This window comes from Amycolatopsis sp. NBC_00345, from assembly GCF_036116635.1.
Taxonomy (GTDB): Bacteria; Actinomycetota; Actinomycetes; order Mycobacteriales; family Pseudonocardiaceae; genus Amycolatopsis.
Genome location: NZ_CP107995.1, coordinates 7,785,446 through 7,801,418 on the forward strand (window position 1 = coordinate 7,785,446; position 15,973 = coordinate 7,801,418).

At 71.2% G+C, this 15,973-nt stretch carries 16 protein-coding genes; 5 read left to right on the forward strand and 11 right to left on the reverse strand.

What is annotated here, in order from left to right; translation table 11 throughout:
* Nucleotides 1-30: 30 nt before the first annotated feature.
* Complete coding sequence (locus tag OG943_RS35130) at nt 31-921, reverse strand: phosphoribosylaminoimidazolesuccinocarboxamide synthase (RefSeq protein ID WP_328605224.1); 891 nt, start codon at nt 919-921, stop codon at nt 31-33.
* A gap of 47 nt (nt 922-968) precedes the next feature.
* Here OG943_RS35130 and OG943_RS35135 point away from each other — a divergent pair, with 47 nt between their 5' ends.
* Entirely contained in the window at nt 969-1,781 is an 813-nt protein-coding gene (locus tag OG943_RS35135) for an SAM hydrolase/SAM-dependent halogenase family protein (protein ID WP_328605225.1), read from the forward strand.
* Between the two features lie 24 nt (nt 1,782-1,805).
* On the opposite strand, the gene OG943_RS35140 is transcribed toward OG943_RS35135, so the two are convergent.
* The 10 genes from OG943_RS35140 to OG943_RS35185 form a co-directional block, all read right to left on the reverse strand.
* A complete protein-coding gene (locus tag OG943_RS35140; protein ID WP_328605226.1) occupies nt 1,806-2,552 on the reverse strand; it encodes an amino acid ABC transporter ATP-binding protein in 747 nt (248 codons plus the stop codon).
* Complete coding sequence (locus OG943_RS35145; protein WP_328605227.1) at nt 2,549-3,310, reverse strand: amino acid ABC transporter permease; 762 nt, start codon at nt 3,308-3,310, stop codon at nt 2,549-2,551. Before OG943_RS35145 ends, OG943_RS35140 begins: the two co-directional genes overlap by 4 nt.
* A gap of 58 nt (nt 3,311-3,368) precedes the next feature.
* Nucleotides 3,369-4,136, reverse strand: coding sequence for an ABC transporter substrate-binding protein (locus OG943_RS35150; protein ID WP_328605228.1), 768 nt, complete (start codon nt 4,134-4,136; stop codon nt 3,369-3,371).
* Between the two features lie 9 nt (nt 4,137-4,145).
* A complete protein-coding gene (locus OG943_RS35155) occupies nt 4,146-4,904 on the reverse strand; it encodes an ABC transporter substrate-binding protein (RefSeq protein ID WP_328605229.1) in 759 nt (252 codons plus the stop codon).
* Entirely contained in the window at nt 4,904-5,704 is an 801-nt protein-coding gene (locus OG943_RS35160; RefSeq protein ID WP_328605230.1) for a substrate-binding periplasmic protein, read from the reverse strand. The genes OG943_RS35155 and OG943_RS35160 overlap by 1 nt, the downstream gene beginning before the upstream one ends.
* Nucleotides 5,705-5,841: 137 nt before the next feature.
* Nucleotides 5,842-7,269, reverse strand: coding sequence for an adenylosuccinate lyase (purB, locus tag OG943_RS35165; protein WP_328605231.1), 1,428 nt, complete (start codon nt 7,267-7,269; stop codon nt 5,842-5,844).
* Nucleotides 7,270-7,456: 187 nt separating this feature from the next.
* Nucleotides 7,457-8,350 (reverse strand): DUF4380 domain-containing protein, encoded by an 894-nt coding sequence (locus OG943_RS35170; protein WP_328605232.1) that lies wholly within the window; start codon nt 8,348-8,350, stop codon nt 7,457-7,459.
* Nucleotides 8,344-9,492: a galactonate dehydratase gene (gene dgoD, locus OG943_RS35175; RefSeq protein ID WP_328605233.1), complete on the reverse strand. Its 1,149-nt coding sequence runs from the start codon at nt 9,490-9,492 to the stop codon at nt 8,344-8,346. The genes OG943_RS35170 and dgoD overlap by 7 nt, the downstream gene beginning before the upstream one ends.
* A 26-nt stretch (nt 9,493-9,518) precedes the next feature.
* Complete coding sequence (locus OG943_RS35180; RefSeq protein WP_328612226.1) at nt 9,519-10,208, reverse strand: SDR family NAD(P)-dependent oxidoreductase; 690 nt, start codon at nt 10,206-10,208, stop codon at nt 9,519-9,521.
* A gap of 25 nt (nt 10,209-10,233) precedes the next feature.
* On the reverse strand, nt 10,234-12,378 hold the full coding sequence (locus OG943_RS35185; RefSeq protein ID WP_328605234.1) for a hypothetical protein: 2,145 nt from the start codon (nt 12,376-12,378) through the stop codon (nt 10,234-10,236).
* 203 nt (nt 12,379-12,581) lie between these two features.
* Between OG943_RS35185 and OG943_RS35190 the strand changes: the two genes are divergently transcribed.
* Genes OG943_RS35190 through OG943_RS35205 form a run of 4 tightly spaced genes read left to right on the forward strand, consistent with a single transcriptional unit; the run spans nt 12,582 to nt 15,971 of the window.
* Nucleotides 12,582-13,538, forward strand: coding sequence for a sugar kinase (locus tag OG943_RS35190; protein WP_328605235.1), 957 nt, complete (start codon nt 12,582-12,584; stop codon nt 13,536-13,538).
* Nucleotides 13,535-14,152: a bifunctional 4-hydroxy-2-oxoglutarate aldolase/2-dehydro-3-deoxy-phosphogluconate aldolase gene (locus tag OG943_RS35195; protein WP_328605236.1), complete on the forward strand. Its 618-nt coding sequence runs from the start codon at nt 13,535-13,537 to the stop codon at nt 14,150-14,152. Before OG943_RS35190 ends, OG943_RS35195 begins: the two co-directional genes overlap by 4 nt.
* Nucleotides 14,149-15,153, forward strand: coding sequence for a lactonase family protein (locus OG943_RS35200; protein WP_328605237.1), 1,005 nt, complete (start codon nt 14,149-14,151; stop codon nt 15,151-15,153). The genes OG943_RS35195 and OG943_RS35200 overlap by 4 nt, the downstream gene beginning before the upstream one ends.
* On the forward strand, nt 15,150-15,971 hold the full coding sequence (locus tag OG943_RS35205; protein ID WP_328605238.1) for an SAM-dependent methyltransferase: 822 nt from the start codon (nt 15,150-15,152) through the stop codon (nt 15,969-15,971). The genes OG943_RS35200 and OG943_RS35205 overlap by 4 nt, the downstream gene beginning before the upstream one ends.
* Nucleotides 15,972-15,973: the final 2 nt, after the last annotated feature.

Sequence of the window (15,973 nt, forward strand, 5' to 3'; positions counted from 1 at the left end):
GTTTCCCTGTGGAAACGTGTGCCCCAGGTGTCACTCCGAAGTGGGCCAGTCCTTCAAGGACAGCCCCGAAATTCGTTCGTACGCTTCGACATAACGGGCCCTGGTAGCGGAAACCACGGTGTCCGGCAGGGGCGGCGGCTGGGTGTTCGAGGCACGGTCCCAACCGGACTCCGGGCCGGTGAGCCAATCCCGCACGTACTGCTTGTCGAAGGAAGGCTGGGCGTGGCCGGGCTCGTAACCCTCGGCGGGCCAGTAGCGCGAAGAGTCCGGCGTGAGCACTTCGTCGGCGAGCACGAGCGCGCCCGAGCTGTCGAGGCCGAACTCGAACTTGGTGTCCGCCAACAGGATTCCGCGCTCGGCGGCGAACTCCGCGCCACGGCGGTAGACGGCGAGCGTGGCTTCGCGGACCTCCTCCGCGCGCTCGTGACCGAGAAGGCCGGCGACGACCTCGAAGCTGACGTTCTCGTCGTGCTCCCCCAGCTCGGCCTTCGTCGCGGGGGTGAAGATCGGCGACGGCAGCTTCGCCGACTCGGGCAGTCCCGCGGGCAGCTCGACGCCGCAGACCGCGCCGGTGCGCCGGTAGTCCGAGTAGCCGGACCCGGTCAGGTAGCCGCGCGCGACGGCCTCCACCGGCAGCATGTCCAGGCGCCGCACCAGCAGCGCGCGGCCGCGGACCTCGGCGGGGATGCGCGGGTCGTCGTGGGCCACCAGGTGGTTGGGCAGCACGTCGGCCAGCTGCCCGAACCAGAACACGCTCATCGCGGTGAGCACCCGGCCCTTGTCCGGGATCGGGGTGTCCAGCACGAAGTCGTACGCGGAGATGCGGTCGGACGCGACCAGCAGCAGGTGGTCGTCGCCGACGGCGTACAACTCACGGACCTTGCCGGCGGCGATCTTCGGGTATTCAGCGAGCGTCGTCACGGCTGAACCCTAACCCGGGCACGGCCGGAGCGAGGATGATGCCGGTCATGCCCTATCGCTGGATCTCGTTCACCACCGACTACGGCCTGCGTGACGGCTTCGTGGCGGCCTGCCATGGTGTGATCGCGCGGCTCGCGCCGGACGTCCGGGTCATCGACGTCAGCCACCTGGTGCCGCCGCAGCAGGTGCGGCCGGGCGCGGCGGTGCTCGCGCAGACCGTGCCGTCGCTGCCGGAGTCGGTGCACCTGGCGGTGGTGGACCCGGGTGTCGGCACGGCCCGGCGCGGGCTGATCGTGGTGGCCGGGCGCGGAGTGCTGGTCGGGCCGGACAACGGCCTGCTGCTGCCCGCGGCCGAAGCGCTGGGCGGGGTGAAGGCGGCGTACGCGATCGAAGTGCCGGAGCCGACGTACGCGACGTTCCACGGGCGAGACGTCTTCGCGCCTGTCGCCGCGCAGCTGGCGTTAGGCGCGGACCCGGCGTCGTTCGGCTCGGCCGTCACGGACCCCGTCCGGCTGCCGGACCCGCTGGTGGCGGCGTTCCCCGGCAAGCTGGTGTCGGACGTGCTGACGGTCGACCACTTCGGCAACGTGCAGCTCGCGGCCACCGCCGCCGACCTGGAGCTGACCGGGCTGACGGGCGGGGTCACGGTGCACAGCGCGCGGCTGGCCGTGCCCGCCACGATCGGGCGCACCTTCGGCGACGTGCCCCAGGGCGCGAACCTGCTCTACCCCGACTCCGCGGGACGGCTGGCGATCGCCGTGAACGGCGGCTCGGCGGCCGCGGTGCTGGACCTGGGCTCGGGGCAGGAGTGCACGATCACGGCGTCGCCGCAAAGACTCGTGAGTGGCAATGACGGTTAGAACCGTCATTGCCACTCACGAGGCCTAGAGCACCTGCGAAAGGAACTGCTGCAGCCGCGGGCTCTGCGGCGCGTCGAAGATCGCGTCCGGGGTGCCCTGCTCGACGATGCGCCCGGCGTCCATGAAGGCGACCTCGTCGGCGACGTTGCGCGCGAAGCCCATCTCGTGGGTCACCACTATCAGGGTCAGGCCGCGCGAGGCCAGGCCCTCCATCAGGTTCAGCACACCCTTGACCAGCTCGGGGTCCAGCGCGCTGGTCGCCTCGTCGAAGAGCATCACCGCGGGGTCCATCGCCAGCGCCCGCGCGATGGCGACGCGCTGCTGCTGGCCGCCGGACAGCGCGGAAGGCCGGTACGGCGCCTTGTCCGCGAGGCCGACCTCGGCCAGCCGGGCGCGGGCGATCTCGACGGCATCCTCTTTGGACAGCCGGCGGACGCTGCGCAGCGGCAGCACGATGTTGTCCAGCACCGTCCGGTGGCCGAACAGGTTGAAGTGCTGGAACACCATGCCCACGCGCTGGCGCAGGGCGTCCGGGTCCGAGCGGATCATGCTCTCGCCGTCGAGCAGCAGGTCGCCGCTGGCCGGCTCCTGGAGCCGGTTGACGCAGCGGAGCAACGTCGACTTGCCCGAGCCGGACGGCCCGATCACGCACGTCGTCTTCCCGCTCTCGACCTTGAGGTCCACCCCGCGCAGCACCTCGAGGGTGCCGAAGCTGACGTGGATGTCACGCAGCTCCACACTGGAGGAGCGCACCTGCGCCGCCGCGGTCACGAGGCCGCCTTTCCGCCGGCCACCAGTGCCGGCTCACCGCCGTCGTCCGGCGCGGTCTGCACCTTCCGGCCGGTCTGCAGGCGCTTGTCGATGAAGTTCACCAGGTGCGTGAGCGGCACGGTGATCACCAGGTAGACGATCCCGGCGGCGACCAGCGGCGACTGGTTGCCGGTGTTGGCCGTCAGGTCCTGCCCGATGCGGAACAGCTCGCGCTGGTCGGTCGCGAAGCCGAGGAAGTACACCAGCGGGGTGTCCTTGACCACCGAGATGAACTGGTTCACCAGCGCGGGCAGCACGCGCCGGATGCCCTGCGGGATGACCACCAGCAGCATCGCCCGGCCGTAGCTCATCCCGAGCGCGCGGCTGGCCTCCAGCTGTCCCTTCTCGATGCTCTGGATGCCGGACCGGAAGATCTCGCCGATGTACGCGGCGGCGATCAGGCTCAGCGCCAGGATGCCCAGCGGGTACGGGCTGGTGCCGACGATCGGCCGCGCGAGCGTGCCGAGGCCCTGGCCGATCACCAGGATGGTCAGGATCGCCGGCAGGCCGCGGAAGATGTCGGTGTACACCCGCGCCGGCCAGCGCAGCCACCGCTTGGTGGACAGCCCCATCAGGGCCAGCGGCACGGCCAGCGCGGTGCCGATCACGAACGAGGTGATGGCGAGGATCAGCGTGTTGACCAGGCCGGTCTTCAGCAGGTCGGGGAAGACCTGCCAGATGTAGTCCCAGTTGAGGAACGTGGTGAGGAACTGGTCCACCCGTCACGCACCCCCGCCCGCGACGGAGGCGCCGCGCGCCCGTGTCTGGCCCATGGGGTTACTGACCCGCCTTGAAGTCCGCGGGCACCGGCGCGTTCGGCTCGAACTGCTGGTGCACCTTCTGCCAGCTGCCGTCGGCGATGGTCTTCTTAATGCCGTCGTTCAGCTTGCCGAGCAGGTCGTTGTTGCCCTTCTTGACCGCGTACCCGTGCGGGATATTGGTGGTGATCTCCTTGGTGACCTTCAGGCCCGGGTTCTTCTTCGCGTAGTCCTCGGCCGAGGCCTGGTCGAATACCGCGCCCGCGATGCCCGACGACTTGAGCGCGCTCAGCGCAGCCGCGTCGTTGGGGAACCGGACGGCCTCCGCGCCGGGGGCGTTGGCCGCGAGCCAGGTGTCCGAGACGGTGCCCTGCACCACGCCGATCCGCTTACCCGCCAACGAGTTCTCGTCGGTGACACCGCCGGTGCCGGTGGTCTCGATGCCGAGTGACTGGTAGTTGTACGGGTCGGAGAAGGCCACCGTCTGCTTGCGCGCGTCCGTCTGCGCGATCGCCGCGCTGCCGATGTCGAACGTGCCGCCGGCGACCTGGCCGAGCAGCGCGGAGAAGTCGACCGAGACGAACTCCAGCTTCAGGCCCTCCTTGGCCGCGATGTCCCGGAGCAGCTCGTTGTCGAACCCGGTGAACTGGCCGTTCTCCTGGTAGGCGTTGGGCCTGGAGTCGCTCAGCGTGCCGACGCGCAGCGTGTCCCCGCCGCTCTCGCCGCCGCACGCGGTGAGCGTGGCGATCAACGCGGCGGTGACGGCGGTGGCCATCGTCCTCTTCATTGTCACTCCTCAGCTTCCGAACCCGGCCGGCACCGGAGCGGTCGGCAGGAACTGCCGGTGCAGCTTAAGCCAGGTTCCGTCCTTGACCACCTGGGACAGACCGTCGTTCAGCTTTCCGAGCAGCTCGCTGTCGCCCTTCTTCACGGCGAACCCGTGCGGGACGTCGGTGGTGAAGCTCTTCACCACCACCAGGCCGGGATTCGCGGCGACGTTCTTCTCGGCGATGCTCTGGTCGAGGATGTACGCGTCGACGGCGCCGGTCTTCAGCGCGGTGAGCGCGGACGCGTAGTCGGGGAAGCGCACCGCCTGCGCGGCCGGGACCTTGGTGGTCAGCCAGTTGTCCCCGACGGTCGCCTGGATCACCGCGACCCGCTTGCCCGCCAGGCCCTGCTCACCGGTGACCGGGGTGCCCTGCTTGGCCTGGATGCTCATCGTCTCGAAGTCGTACGCGGCGGAGAAGTCCACCGTCTTCTTGCGCTCGTCGGTCTGCGCGATGGCGGAGCTGCCGATGTCGTACCGGCCGGAGGCGACCTGCCCGAGCAGGGCCGAGAAGTCGGTGGAGGCGAACTCCAGCTTCAGGTTCTCCTTGGCCGCGATGGCCCTCAGCAGCTCGTTGTCGAAGCCGGTGAACTGACCCTTGTCGAGGTAGACATTCGGCGGGGCGTCGCTCAGGGTGCCGACACGCAGAGTGTCGTCGGCATTCGAGCCGCACGCGGTGAGGGCGGCGAGCAGGGCCGCGGCGACCGCGGCGGACAGTGCGCGGCGCATCAGAGGTTCGTCACCGGAAGGCCGGGACCACCCTGGGAAAGCTCCTTCGCCACCGGCGCCTCCTTGAAGAACTGGGCGTGCAGGCGCGCGGCGGTGCCGTCCGCGATGGCCTTCGCGAGGCCGTCGTTCAGCTTGTTCAGCAGGTCCTTGTTCGACTTCGACACGGCGTACGACGAAGGGGTGTCCTTGTCCAGGACCGTGTAACCGAACTCCAGCGGCACGGCCGGGTTCTGGTCGAGGTACTTCTGGCCGATGTCCTTGGGCACCGCCCAGCCGTCGAGGCCGCCGGTCCGCAGCTGGGCGAACCCGGCGTTGTAGTCGGGGAAGCGCACCACCTGCGCGCCGGCCAGCTTGCCCGCGAACTCGTCCTGCACGGAGCCCTGGACGGCGCCGATCCGCTTGCCCGCGAAGGAGCCGGCCCCGGTCAGGTTCGCGCCCTTCTTCGTGACGACGGTGGTGTAGCTGGTGTCGTAACCATTTGAGAACGCGACGGTCTTCTTACGCGCGGCGGTCGCGGAAATCGTCGAGCTGCCGATGTCGAGCTGGCCGCTCGCGACCTGGCCGAGCAGTCCGGCGAACTCGGTGCCGACGAACTCGACCTGAAAGCCCTCGCGCTTGGCGATGTCCCGCAGCAGCTCGTTGTCGTAGCCGGTGAACCGGCCGTTGTCGACGTAGATGCTCGGCGGCGCGTCCGTGAGGGTGCCGACGCGCAGGGTCTCGGCGCCCGAAGACGAGCCGCACGCGGTGAGCGTGACAGCGGCGGCGACCACTACGGCAAAGGTGCTGAGGAGCTTTCTCATCGCTTCTTCCTGGTGCTCATGGCAAGAAGCGCCAGGCCGCGGGTGTGCGGCCTGGCGCTTCCGGGTTCAGCGTCCGAGATTAGGGAGTTCGCCCGATCGAGTAACTTCGTCTCAGTGAGTGGACTTCGTGCGCGGGGTCACAGGATCGGCTGCGGCGCGTACGCCGCGGCCTCCGGGAAGCGCTCCAGCACGGCCTCGACGCGGCGGGCGACCTCCTCGACCTGCTGCGGGGCCACGCCGGTGAAGGAGACCCGGTCGGCGAGCAGTTTGTCCAGGTCACCGCGGTCGAGCGGGATGCGCTCGTCGGCGGCCAGGCGGTCGAGCAGGTCGTTTTCCGCGCCGCGCTCGCGCATCGCCAGCGCCACGCCGACGGCGTTCTCCTTGATCGCCTCGTGCGCCGACTCACGCCCGACGCCCTGGCGCACCGACGCCATCAGCACCTTCGTGGTGGCGAGGAACGGCAGGTAGCGATCCAGCTCACGCTCGACGACGGCGGGGAACGCGCCGAACTCGTTCAGCACCGTGAGGAAGGTCTCCAGCAGCCCGTCGAGCGCGAAGAACGCGTCCGGCAGCGCGACGCGGCGCACGACCGAGTCGGAGACGTCACCCTCGTTCCACTGGTCGCCGGCCAGCTCGCCGATCATCGACAGGAACCCGCGCAGCACCACGGCGAGGCCGTTCACGCGCTCGCACGAGCGGGTGTTCATCTTGTGCGGCATCGCGGACGAGCCGACCTGGCCGGGCTTGAAGCCCTCGGTGACCAGCTCGTTGCCCGCCATCAGCCGGATCGTCTTGGCCAGGCTGGACGGCGCCGCGGCGAGCTGGACCACAGTGGACAGCACGTCGAAGTCCAGCGAGCGCGGGTAGACCTGGCCGACGCTGACGAAGTGGTTCCGGAAGCCGAGGTGCGTGGCGATCCTGGACTCCAAGTCGTCCAAAGTGGACTTGTCGCCGAGCAGGTCGAGCATGTCCTGCGAGGTGCCGACCGGGCCCTTGATCCCGCGCAGCGGGTAACGGTCGATCAGGTTGTCCAGGCGGGCGAACGCGACCAGCAGCTCGTCGGCCGCGCTGGCGAACCGCTTGCCGAGCGTGGTGGCCTGCGCGGCGACGTTGTGCGAACGGCCGGCCATCACCAGGTCGGCGTGCTCCACGGCCAGCGCGGCGAGCCGGGCGAGCACCGCGGCGACGCGGTTGCGCATCAGCTCCAGCGAACGGAGTTGCTGCAGCTGCTCGACGTTCTCCGTGAGGTCGCGCGAGGTCATGCCCTTGTGCACGTGCTCGTGGCCGGCCAGCGCGTTGAACTCCTCGATGCGCGCCTTCACGTCGTGGCGCGTGACCCGCTCGCGCGCGGCGATCGACTCGAGGTCGACCTGGTCGATGACCCGCTCGTAGTCGGCGAGCACGCCTTCGGGGACCTCGACGCCGAGCTCGATCTGCGCGCGGAGCACGGCGAGCCACAGCTCCCGCTCCAGCACGACCTTGCGCTCGGGCGACCACAGCTGGACCAGCTCGGGCGACGCGTAGCGGGCGGCGAGCACGTTCGGAATTCGGGGCTTGTCCGTCACAAGCTCACGATACCTGTGCAGGTCAGCGCCGCCGAGGTGGGCGGGGCCGAGGGCGGGTGGCGGGCAGCGGGAGCCACCGCTCGATGCGCCCCAATGTGGCGTTCGGTGCGTCCAACGCACCCAATGTGGCGTTCGGTGCGTCCAACGCAACCAACGCCACATTGGGGCGCTTCAGGCGACCGGCGGGTCAGGTGAGCCGACACACAGTGCCGGTGATCGTCAACGCCGTCGAGGCGCCGGGCTCCAGCGTGGTCAGCGGCCCGAGCACCTCCAGCTCGACGATCCGCGCCGGCGGGTCGAGGTCGCCGAGCGAGGCCAGCGGCGCGGGCAGCGGGTGCTCCAGCCAGACCTCCAGCGGCGAGTCCGAGTCCGGGTACTCCGCCTCGTGGTCGACGTCGAACGAGAGCGTGAGCGAGGCCGCGCCGACGTCGCAGCTCACCCAGCCGGCCGTGCCCGGCACGCCGAGCTTGCCGACGACGTCCTGCGGCGGCACGACCAGCCGGTCACCGTCCACTGTGTACTCGGGCGTGCCGGTGCCCGCGACCAGGCCCACCACGGCGGGCGCACGCCGGCGCGCCAGCCCGGCGGTCACGGTGCCGCCGCCGGGCAGCTGCGTGACGTTCCACAACGCCCAGCGCACCGGCCGCGTGGACACGTTCTCCGCGGTGAGCCGCAGGGTGTATGACGCGCCGGTGCCTAGGGTGAGTGTGCGTGTGAACCGCAGCCCCGTGCGCGGCTCGGCGCCGCTGGTCATCGACAGGCCGCCTTCGGTGGAGGACACCGTGTACGGGCCGGAGTCCAGCACCGGGTCGGGCGGGCCGGGCCACTGGTCGTTGTGGTCCCAGCCCTGCGGCGCGGGCCAGGTCTTGTCGCCGCCGTAGTTGAGCCAGTCGCCCATCCGGCCGGAATTCGGCCGCGCCACGCCGCCGTCGAGCAGCCGCAGGTCCGCGTCCAGCAGCGCGGGGTTGCGCCACAGCAGCTCGATTTCCTTGTAGCGCAACGACAACAGCCGTCCGCCCAGCGCGGGAACGACGCCCAGCCGCAGCACGCCGTTGTCGAGCCAGTGGACGCCGCTCACCATTCGGCGAGGCCGCCGTCTTCGAGGCGCCAGACCGGGGAACGCCAGGCGTGGCCGACCTCGTCGGCGCGGCGCACGGCCTCCTCGTCGACCTCGATGCCGAGGCCGGGCCCGGTCGGGCGCGCGGCGTAGCCGTCGGTGAACCGGAACAGCGAGGAGTCGGTCAGGTACCGCAGCGGCTCCAGCCCGTCGTGGTAGTGCATGCCGATGCTCTGTTCCTGGATCAGGAAGTTCGGCGTCGCGAACGCGACCTGCAGCGAGGCGGCGAGCGAGATCGGCCCCAGCGGGCAGTGCGGCGCGAGGCCGGCGCCGTAGACCTCCGCGAGCGCGGCGATCCGCCGCAGCTCCGAGATGCCGCCCGCGTGCGACGGGTCCGGCTGGACCACGGCGACGCCCGCGTCGAGCGCCGGCTTGAACTCCCAGCGCGAGTAGAGCCGTTCGCCGACCGCGATGGGGACCGTCGACGCGGCGACGACGGCGGCGAGCGCGCCGCCCTGGGTCTCCGGCAGCACCGGCTCCTCGACGAACATCGGCTGGACCTCTTCGAGCATCCGCACCAGCCGCCGCGCCATGGCGGGCGAGACCCGGCCGTGGAAGTCGATGGCCAGGTCCCGCTCGGGGCCGAGCGCCTCCCGCGCCTCGCGCGCCCGGGCCAGCGCGGCGTTCGCCTCGGCCGGTGACGCGATCGCCGCGAGCGGGCCCGCGACGTTCATCTTCACCGCGGTGAACCCGGCCTCCACCTGCGCGGACACCGCGTCGAAGATGCCGGACGGACGGTCGCCGCCCACCCACGAGTACACCCGCACGCGGTCACGGACGGGCCCGCCGAGCAGCTCGTGCACCGGGGCCTCGCGGACCTTGCCCGCGATGTCCCACAGGGCGTGGTCGATCCCGGCGAGCGCGCTGGAGAGCACCGGCCCGCCGCGGTAGAAGCCGCCGCGGCGCAGCACCTGCCAGTGGTCCTCGATGCGCAGCGGGTCCTGGCCGATGATCAGCTCGGCCATCTCGTGCACGGCCGCGCGCACCGTCCCCGCGCGGCCCTCGACCACGGGCTCGCCCCAGCCGGAGATGCCCTCGTCGGTGCTGACCTTGAGGAACAGCCATCGCGGCGCGACGAGGAACGTCTCGATACCGGTGATCTTCACCTAGCCCCCTTCATGCGGAGTCCTTTTCATGCGGAGTCCTTGGCGGCCGACCAGCCGCCGTCGACGGTCAGGTCGGCGCCCGTGACGAACGACGCCCCGGGTGAGAGCAGGAACGCGATCACGGCGGCGACCTCGGCCGGGTCGCCGAGGCGGCCGGCCGGGGTCGCCTGCGCGCTGCGGGCCTGGTCCTCGGGGCTGATGCGGCTCCACGCCTGGGTCAGCACCGGGCCGGGCAGCACGGCGTTCACCCGCACGTCGGGGGCGTATTCGACGGCGAGCTGCCGGGCCAGCGACACCAGCGCGCCCTTGCTCGCCGCGTACGCGGGATGCCCGGGCAGGCCGAATCTCGCGTGCACCGACGACACGAGCACCACCGACCCGCGCCGCTTCCGCAGCGACGGCAGACAGGCCTTCATCGCGAGGTAGGAGCCGGTCAGGTTGACGTCGATCTGGTGCTGCCACTCCGCCCGTTCCATTTCGTGCAGCGGGCCGGTCGCGGGCACGTACGCGTTGCTGACCAGCGCGTCGACCTTGCCGGCGACCTCGATGACGTGCTGCCAGGTGTCGTCCGAGGTCACGTCGCCCTGGATGCTGCCGAGGCCTTCGGGCAGCGGGGCGATGTCCACACCGATGACGCGGTACCCGTCCGAGGCCAGCCGCCGGGCCGTCGCCGCCCCGATCCCGGAAGCCGCTCCGGTCACCACCGCGGTCCGCATGGACATCGCCACCCTGCCTTTCGCTCTACAACTTGCCTACGCGCACATGGTCGTCCGGACCACGGACCGCCAGCCAAGCGCCATCCGCGTCGGCCGCCGCACCGAGGGTGCCGACCACGCTGCCGGACGGGTACTTCGGCTGCTTGGACCAGCCGGCCCAGCTCGTGCCGTCGCGGTCGTTCTGCCACAGCGTGTAGTCGCTGGCCAGCGCGAACAGCGACACCTTGTCGCCGTTCGCGGCCAGCGTCGGGCTGCTGCTCACGGTGCCGCCGATCGACGCCCAATCCGACCACGTGCCGTCTGCTGTCCGGGCGCGGGTCCACACGCTGTCGTCCGGCGTGCGGACGGCGACCACGGTGCCCGCCGTCGAGGTCGCGGCGCCCGGGCGGCCGTAGATCGCCGCACCGTCCGGCGAACCGAGCGAGGACCAGCTGCCGTCGGTGGCGCGGGTCCAGACCTGGCCGTCGGCGCCGCGGGTGTAGAGCGTCCCGTCCGCGGTGACCGACGGCGAGTCGGTGAGCGTGCCGCCGAGCCGATGCCAGTCGCCCCAGCGGTTCCCGTCGTAACCGCGCTGCCACACCGCGTTGTCCAGACCACGGACGTACACGTCGATGCGGCCGTCCGCACCGGCGGTCGCGGCGGGCTGGCCGAGGAACGGGCCGCCGATGACCTCGCGGCCGCGACCTAGTCCGTCCGCCTGCAGGATTCCCGCCGGGCCGCGGGTGAACGTGACGGTCTTTCCGCCCGTGCGGACCACCGCCGGGCTGGCCGAGGCACCGCCGCCGACGTCGGTGCCGGGCACCAGGTCCGTGCCGTGCAGGCGCAGGAAAACCGTGCCGTGCGCCGGGACCGTGGCGGTGTAGGAGCCGGTGGCGCTGCCACGGTCGGCGCGGGCGCGCAGGTCGCGGACCGAGACGCTGCCGGTGAGGCCCGCGTCGGCGAAGTTCAGCGTCACGGGCGCGGCGGCGTCACCACGGTTGAGCAGGACGACCGCGCGGTCGCCGTCACGTTCGAGGCGCTTGCTGTACGTGTCGGTGGAGCCGTTGGACGCCACCTTTACGCCCTGGATGCCGAGCTTGTCCTGGTCGACCGCGATGATCTCGGGGTTGGTCAGGGTGGTGATCATCGACTGTGGAAGCGTGCGTGGGTCGGACCCAATGATCAGTGGGGAAGCCATCTCCGCCCACATGACGAACTGGGTGGTCGACTCCTCCTCGTTCATTTCGTACGTGCCCTGCTCGGTCGTGCGCATGGGGATCAGGTAGTCCGGGTCGTTCCAGTGGCCGGGGCCGTTCGCCTCGGGGTGCGCGGCGTTGACGTCCATGTTGCGCAGCATGTCCTTGTAGATCCCCGCATACGGGGTGCCGAAGGCGACGTCGGTGTTGGTACGCCAGGAATCCGCGACCAGCGGGCCGAAAGTGTAGGTGAACCCGGCCGTCTGGCGCGGCGTGTGCGGCACGTTCCAGTCGTCGGTGACCGGGTTGCAGATGTTCAGCAGCATCGGACGGCCCGCCTTCTGCAGGGCCTTGCTGAAGTCGGTGAACGCCTGCTGCGGGTCGAGGTTGTTCGCGATGCCACAGAGGAAGTCGATCTTGATCGCGTCGAACTTCCAGTCGGCGAAGCGTTTCGTGTCCTGCTCGTAGTGGCCTTGGCTGCCCGCGGCGCAGTTCTTGCCGTCGGACGGGCCCGCATCGGTGTAGATGCCCGCCTTCAGGCCGCGCGCGTGCAGGTACTGCACCAGGTTCGCCAGCCCGGACGGGAACCGCGCGGGGTCGGGCACCAGCTCGCCGTTCGCGTCACGCGGGACCTTCGCGTTCCAGCCGCCGTCGATCCACACGTAGCGGTAGCCGGCCTTCGCGAGGCCGCTGGTGAGCAGGTAGTCGGCCACGGACTTGACCGCGGCCTCGGACACGGTCGGGATGCCGAAATAGTTGTTCCAGCCCATGTACGGCGTGTCCGCGAGGCCGGAGTCGTAGTACGCGGGCGAGCCCTGGTCCGCGGCCGTGGACGGGCCCGGCGCCAGCGACGCCAACGCGCGACCGGCAGTGGCGACGTCGGCGGTTGCGGTGTCGACAGTGGCGCTGTCGGCGGTTGCGGCCAGGCGCGGCGAGGTCTGCGCCGACGCCGGCGACGCGAGGCCGACGGCCGCGGCGAGGGCGGCGGCAGCCACGGCGAGCAGTCTTCTCGGGGGGCGGGGAAGCATTGGCGACACCTTTCGTCGTCGAAACAGTGCCAAGCGGGACCGCGTCCGGTGATCGGCTCCGGCCCGCCAGCAGCATGCCGGGACGGCCGAGACTCCGTCAAGAATAAATCCTAAATTAAGATTTCACTTGGGTCGCCCGCTATGCTCGTCCCAATGAAAGGCTCGTCCCGATGAACCCGCCCGCGGGGAATCCCGAAGTCGTCACCCTCGGCGAGGCGATGCGGCTGCTGCTCGCCGAGCCCGGCGTCACGTTGCGGCGCGCCCAGCAGTTCCAGGCGTCCGTCGCGGGCGCGGAGACCAACGTCGCCGTGGGGCTCGCGCGGCTCGGCCACGGCGTGCGCTGGCTCAGCCGGGTCGGCGACGACTCGTCCGGCTCCGCGGTGCTCTCGACGCTGCGCGCGGAAGGCGTGGACGTCTCCCACGTCGAGATCGACCCAACGGGCTTCACCGGCCTGCTGCTGCGAGACGGCGACCCCGGCCGTGGCATCAACGTCCAGTACCACCGCGCGGGCTCGGCCGCGTGTTCGTTAGGTCCGTCCTACGTTCGCGGCGCGGGCCTGGACGGCGCCCGGCTCGTGCACGTCTCTGGCATCACGGCGATGCTGTCGGGCTCCGCCCTCGCCGCCGTCACCACGCTGTTCGACCTAGCCCGGCAGGCGGGCGCGACGGTGTCGTTCGACCCGAACGTCCGGCACAAGCTGGGTTCGACCCAAGCTTGGCGTGACGTGGTGGGCCCGCTACTGGTTAGGTCGGACCTAGTGTTTGCCGGTGAGGACGAGCTGGACCTGCTCCACTTATCCACAGCGGAACTTGTGGACAACGGAGTGACCACAGTGGTGGTGAAGCAGCGGGACAAGGTGGCGCGGGCGGTGACCGCCGACGGCGCCTGGGAGCAGGAGAGCGTGGTCTCCCGGGTGGTGGACACCGTCGGCGCGGGCGACGCGCTGACGTCCGGTTACCTGTCCACCTGGCTGCGCGGCGGCTCGCCCGCCGAGGCGCTGCTGGCGGGCGCGGTGTCGGCGGCGCTGGTCGTCGGCACACGAACGGATCTGGAAGGACTGCCCGATCGGGCCGAGCTGGCCCGTGCGACGGCCGCCCTCGCGGGCGGCGAGGAGGTAAACCGATGAGCTACCGGTGGGAGATCACACACGCGATGCTGCGGCAGGGGGTCGTCGGCATCGTGCGGACGGCCGACGCGGCGTCGGCGGTCCGCGCCGCCCGCTCGGTTCTCGACGCGGGCCTGCGCTCGGTCGAAGTGCCGCTGACGAACCCGGGCGCGCTGGCCGCGATCGAGGAGCTGACCGCGGCCTACCCGGACGCGACCATCGGCGCCGGCACCGTGCTCGACTCGACGGCCGCGGTGCTCGCGATCCGCGCCGGGGCACGGTTCCTGGTGTCGCCGTCGGTGGACACGGGCGTGATCCGTACCGCTCACCGGTACGGCGCGGCGGCGCTGCCCGGCGCGGGCTCGGTGACGGAGATCGTGCGCGCGCTGGAGGACGGGGCCGACGCCGTCAAGGTGTTCCCCGCGTCCGCGCTGGGCCCGCAGTGGGTGAAGGACGTCCGGGCGGCGCTGCCGCAGGCGCCGCTGGTGCCGACGGGTGGAGTCGCGCTCGAAGACGTGCCAAGCTGGCTCGCTGCCGGCGCGGTCGCGTGCGGCATCGGCTCCGCGCTGACCCGCGGCACCGCGGACGACATCCGCGCCCGGGTCGCCGCACTGGTCAGAGAGGACGCGGCGTGACTGAGCTCGTGCTGGTCGGCTGCTACACCGCCGAAATGGGCGGCAACGGCTACGGCATCTCCACCTTCAGCCGCGGCGTCGGCGGCGCGCTGACGCTTGAGGCGACGCTGCCGATGGTGTCGCCGTCGTGGCTGGTCAAGCACCCGACCCAGCCAATGGTCTACACCACCAACGAGACCGACACCGGCGAAGTCACCTCGGTGTCGATCGTGGACGGGGAGCTGGAGGCGCTGGACGTCGTCGGCACCGGCGGCGCGCACCCGTGCCATCTCGCGGTCACTCCCGACGGCCGGTTCCTGTTGTGCGCCAACTACACCGGCGGCAGCCTGGCCGTGTTCGCCCTGCGCGCGGACGGCCGGATCGACTCGCGCACGGACCTCGTGCAGCACACCGGCTCCGGCCCGGACGCCGAGCGTCAGGAGGCCGCCCACGTGCACATGGCGGTGCCGTCGCCGGACGGCTCCGTGGTGAGCGCCGTGGACCTGGGCACCGACGAGATCCGCAGCTACACGCTCTCCGCCGACGGCAAGCTCGCCCCGCTGGCCGTCACCACGCTGCCGCCGGGCACCGGCCCGCGCCAGCTGGTGCGACGGCCGGGGACCTCGACCGCGTACGTCGCCGGCGAGCTGGCCGGGACGCTGCTGACGCTGCGCGAAACCTCGCCGGGCACGTTCGAGGTGACGGGCTCCGTGCCGTCAACTTTTGCCAACAGTGAGGTGACGAACCTCGTGGCGCACCTGGAAGTCCTCGACGACGCGGTGTACCTGTCCAACCGCGGCCCGGACTGCGTCACGTCCTTCACCGGGTCCCCGCTCGCCGCCGTCGCCGACCAGCCGTGCGGGGCGGGGCCGCGCCACTTCACCATCGTGGACGACCTCTGTTACGTCGCGGCCCAGAACGAGGACGTGATCACCGCGTTCTCCTTGCCGGACAAGGGAAAGGCCGAGCTGCACCGCTATCCCACCGGCTCGCCCAGCTTCGTGCTGGCGGTGACGGTATGAGCGTGCTCCCGAAGGTCTCGACGACGGCGGTCGGCGTGGCCCTGATCCGCGCCCGGGAGTCCGAGCGCGAAGACCGCCTGCTCAACGACCCGTACGCCCGCGCGTTCGGCGACGCCGCGCGCGCCTCCTTCGCCGAAGCACCCGAGACCTGGGCGAAGGTCGAGCAGCTGGTCGACGCGTTCTACGAGGGCCGCATCGCCGGCGTGCGGGTGTTCGACGACCTGGTCCGCGACGCCGTCGAGGCCGGTCTCACCCAGATCGTCCTGCTCGGCGCCGGCCTGGACACCCGGGCGTTCCGGCTGGGCCTGCCCGCGGCGGTCCGGCTGTTCGAAGTGGACGTGCCGGAGATGGTGTCGTTCAAGGAACCGATCCTGCGCGAGCTGGGCGCCGAGCCGACCTGCGGCCGCACGGTCATCGCCGCCGACCTGCGGGAGGACTGGGCGCCGCGGCTGATCGAGGCCGGCTTCCGCCGTGACGTGCCGACGCTCTGGCTCGAGGAGGGGGTGCTCGGCTACCTGCCGCGCGAGCGCGCGCAGGCCGTGCTGACCACCGTCACCGGCCTGACCGCCGCCGGGAGCCGCTTCATCGCCGGTGCGCTGAAGGTCGACGAGAAGGCGGAGCACTACCGGCAGCTCAGGGAGTTCGTCGGGACGGAGGCCCAGCCGTCGCGCGGCCTCGGGCCCGATCCCGCGGCCTGGCTGCGCGAAATCGGGTGGGCCACGGAGTTCCACGCTTGGGACGAGCTCGCCGCACCGCTGGGCCGCACCGTCGCGACGGGTGATCCGGACACGGGGCTGATCGTCGCGACCAGCCCGTAACC

What these genes read in the sequence shown, in the direction of transcription:
- OG943_RS35195 (WP_328605236.1), top strand. Translation starts at nt 13,535, where the DNA reads ATGAGCTACCGGTGGGAGATCACACACGCGATGCTGCGGCAGGGGGTC.
- OG943_RS35135 (WP_328605225.1), top strand. Translation starts at nt 969, where the DNA reads ATGCCCTATCGCTGGATCTCGTTCACCACCGACTACGGCCTGCGTGAC.
- OG943_RS35180 (WP_328612226.1), bottom strand. Translation starts at nt 10,208, where the DNA reads ATGCGGACCGCGGTGGTGACCGGAGCGGCTTCCGGGATCGGGGCGGCG.
- OG943_RS35150 (WP_328605228.1), bottom strand. Translation starts at nt 4,136, where the DNA reads ATGAAGAGGACGATGGCCACCGCCGTCACCGCCGCGTTGATCGCCACG.
- OG943_RS35155 (WP_328605229.1), bottom strand. Translation starts at nt 4,904, where the DNA reads ATGCGCCGCGCACTGTCCGCCGCGGTCGCCGCGGCCCTGCTCGCCGCC.
- OG943_RS35170 (WP_328605232.1), bottom strand. Translation starts at nt 8,350, where the DNA reads ATGGTGAGCGGCGTCCACTGGCTCGACAACGGCGTGCTGCGGCTGGGC.
- OG943_RS35190 (WP_328605235.1), top strand. Translation starts at nt 12,582, where the DNA reads ATGAACCCGCCCGCGGGGAATCCCGAAGTCGTCACCCTCGGCGAGGCG.
- OG943_RS35160 (WP_328605230.1), bottom strand. Translation starts at nt 5,704, where the DNA reads ATGAGAAAGCTCCTCAGCACCTTTGCCGTAGTGGTCGCCGCCGCTGTC.
- OG943_RS35205 (WP_328605238.1), top strand. Translation starts at nt 15,150, where the DNA reads ATGAGCGTGCTCCCGAAGGTCTCGACGACGGCGGTCGGCGTGGCCCTG.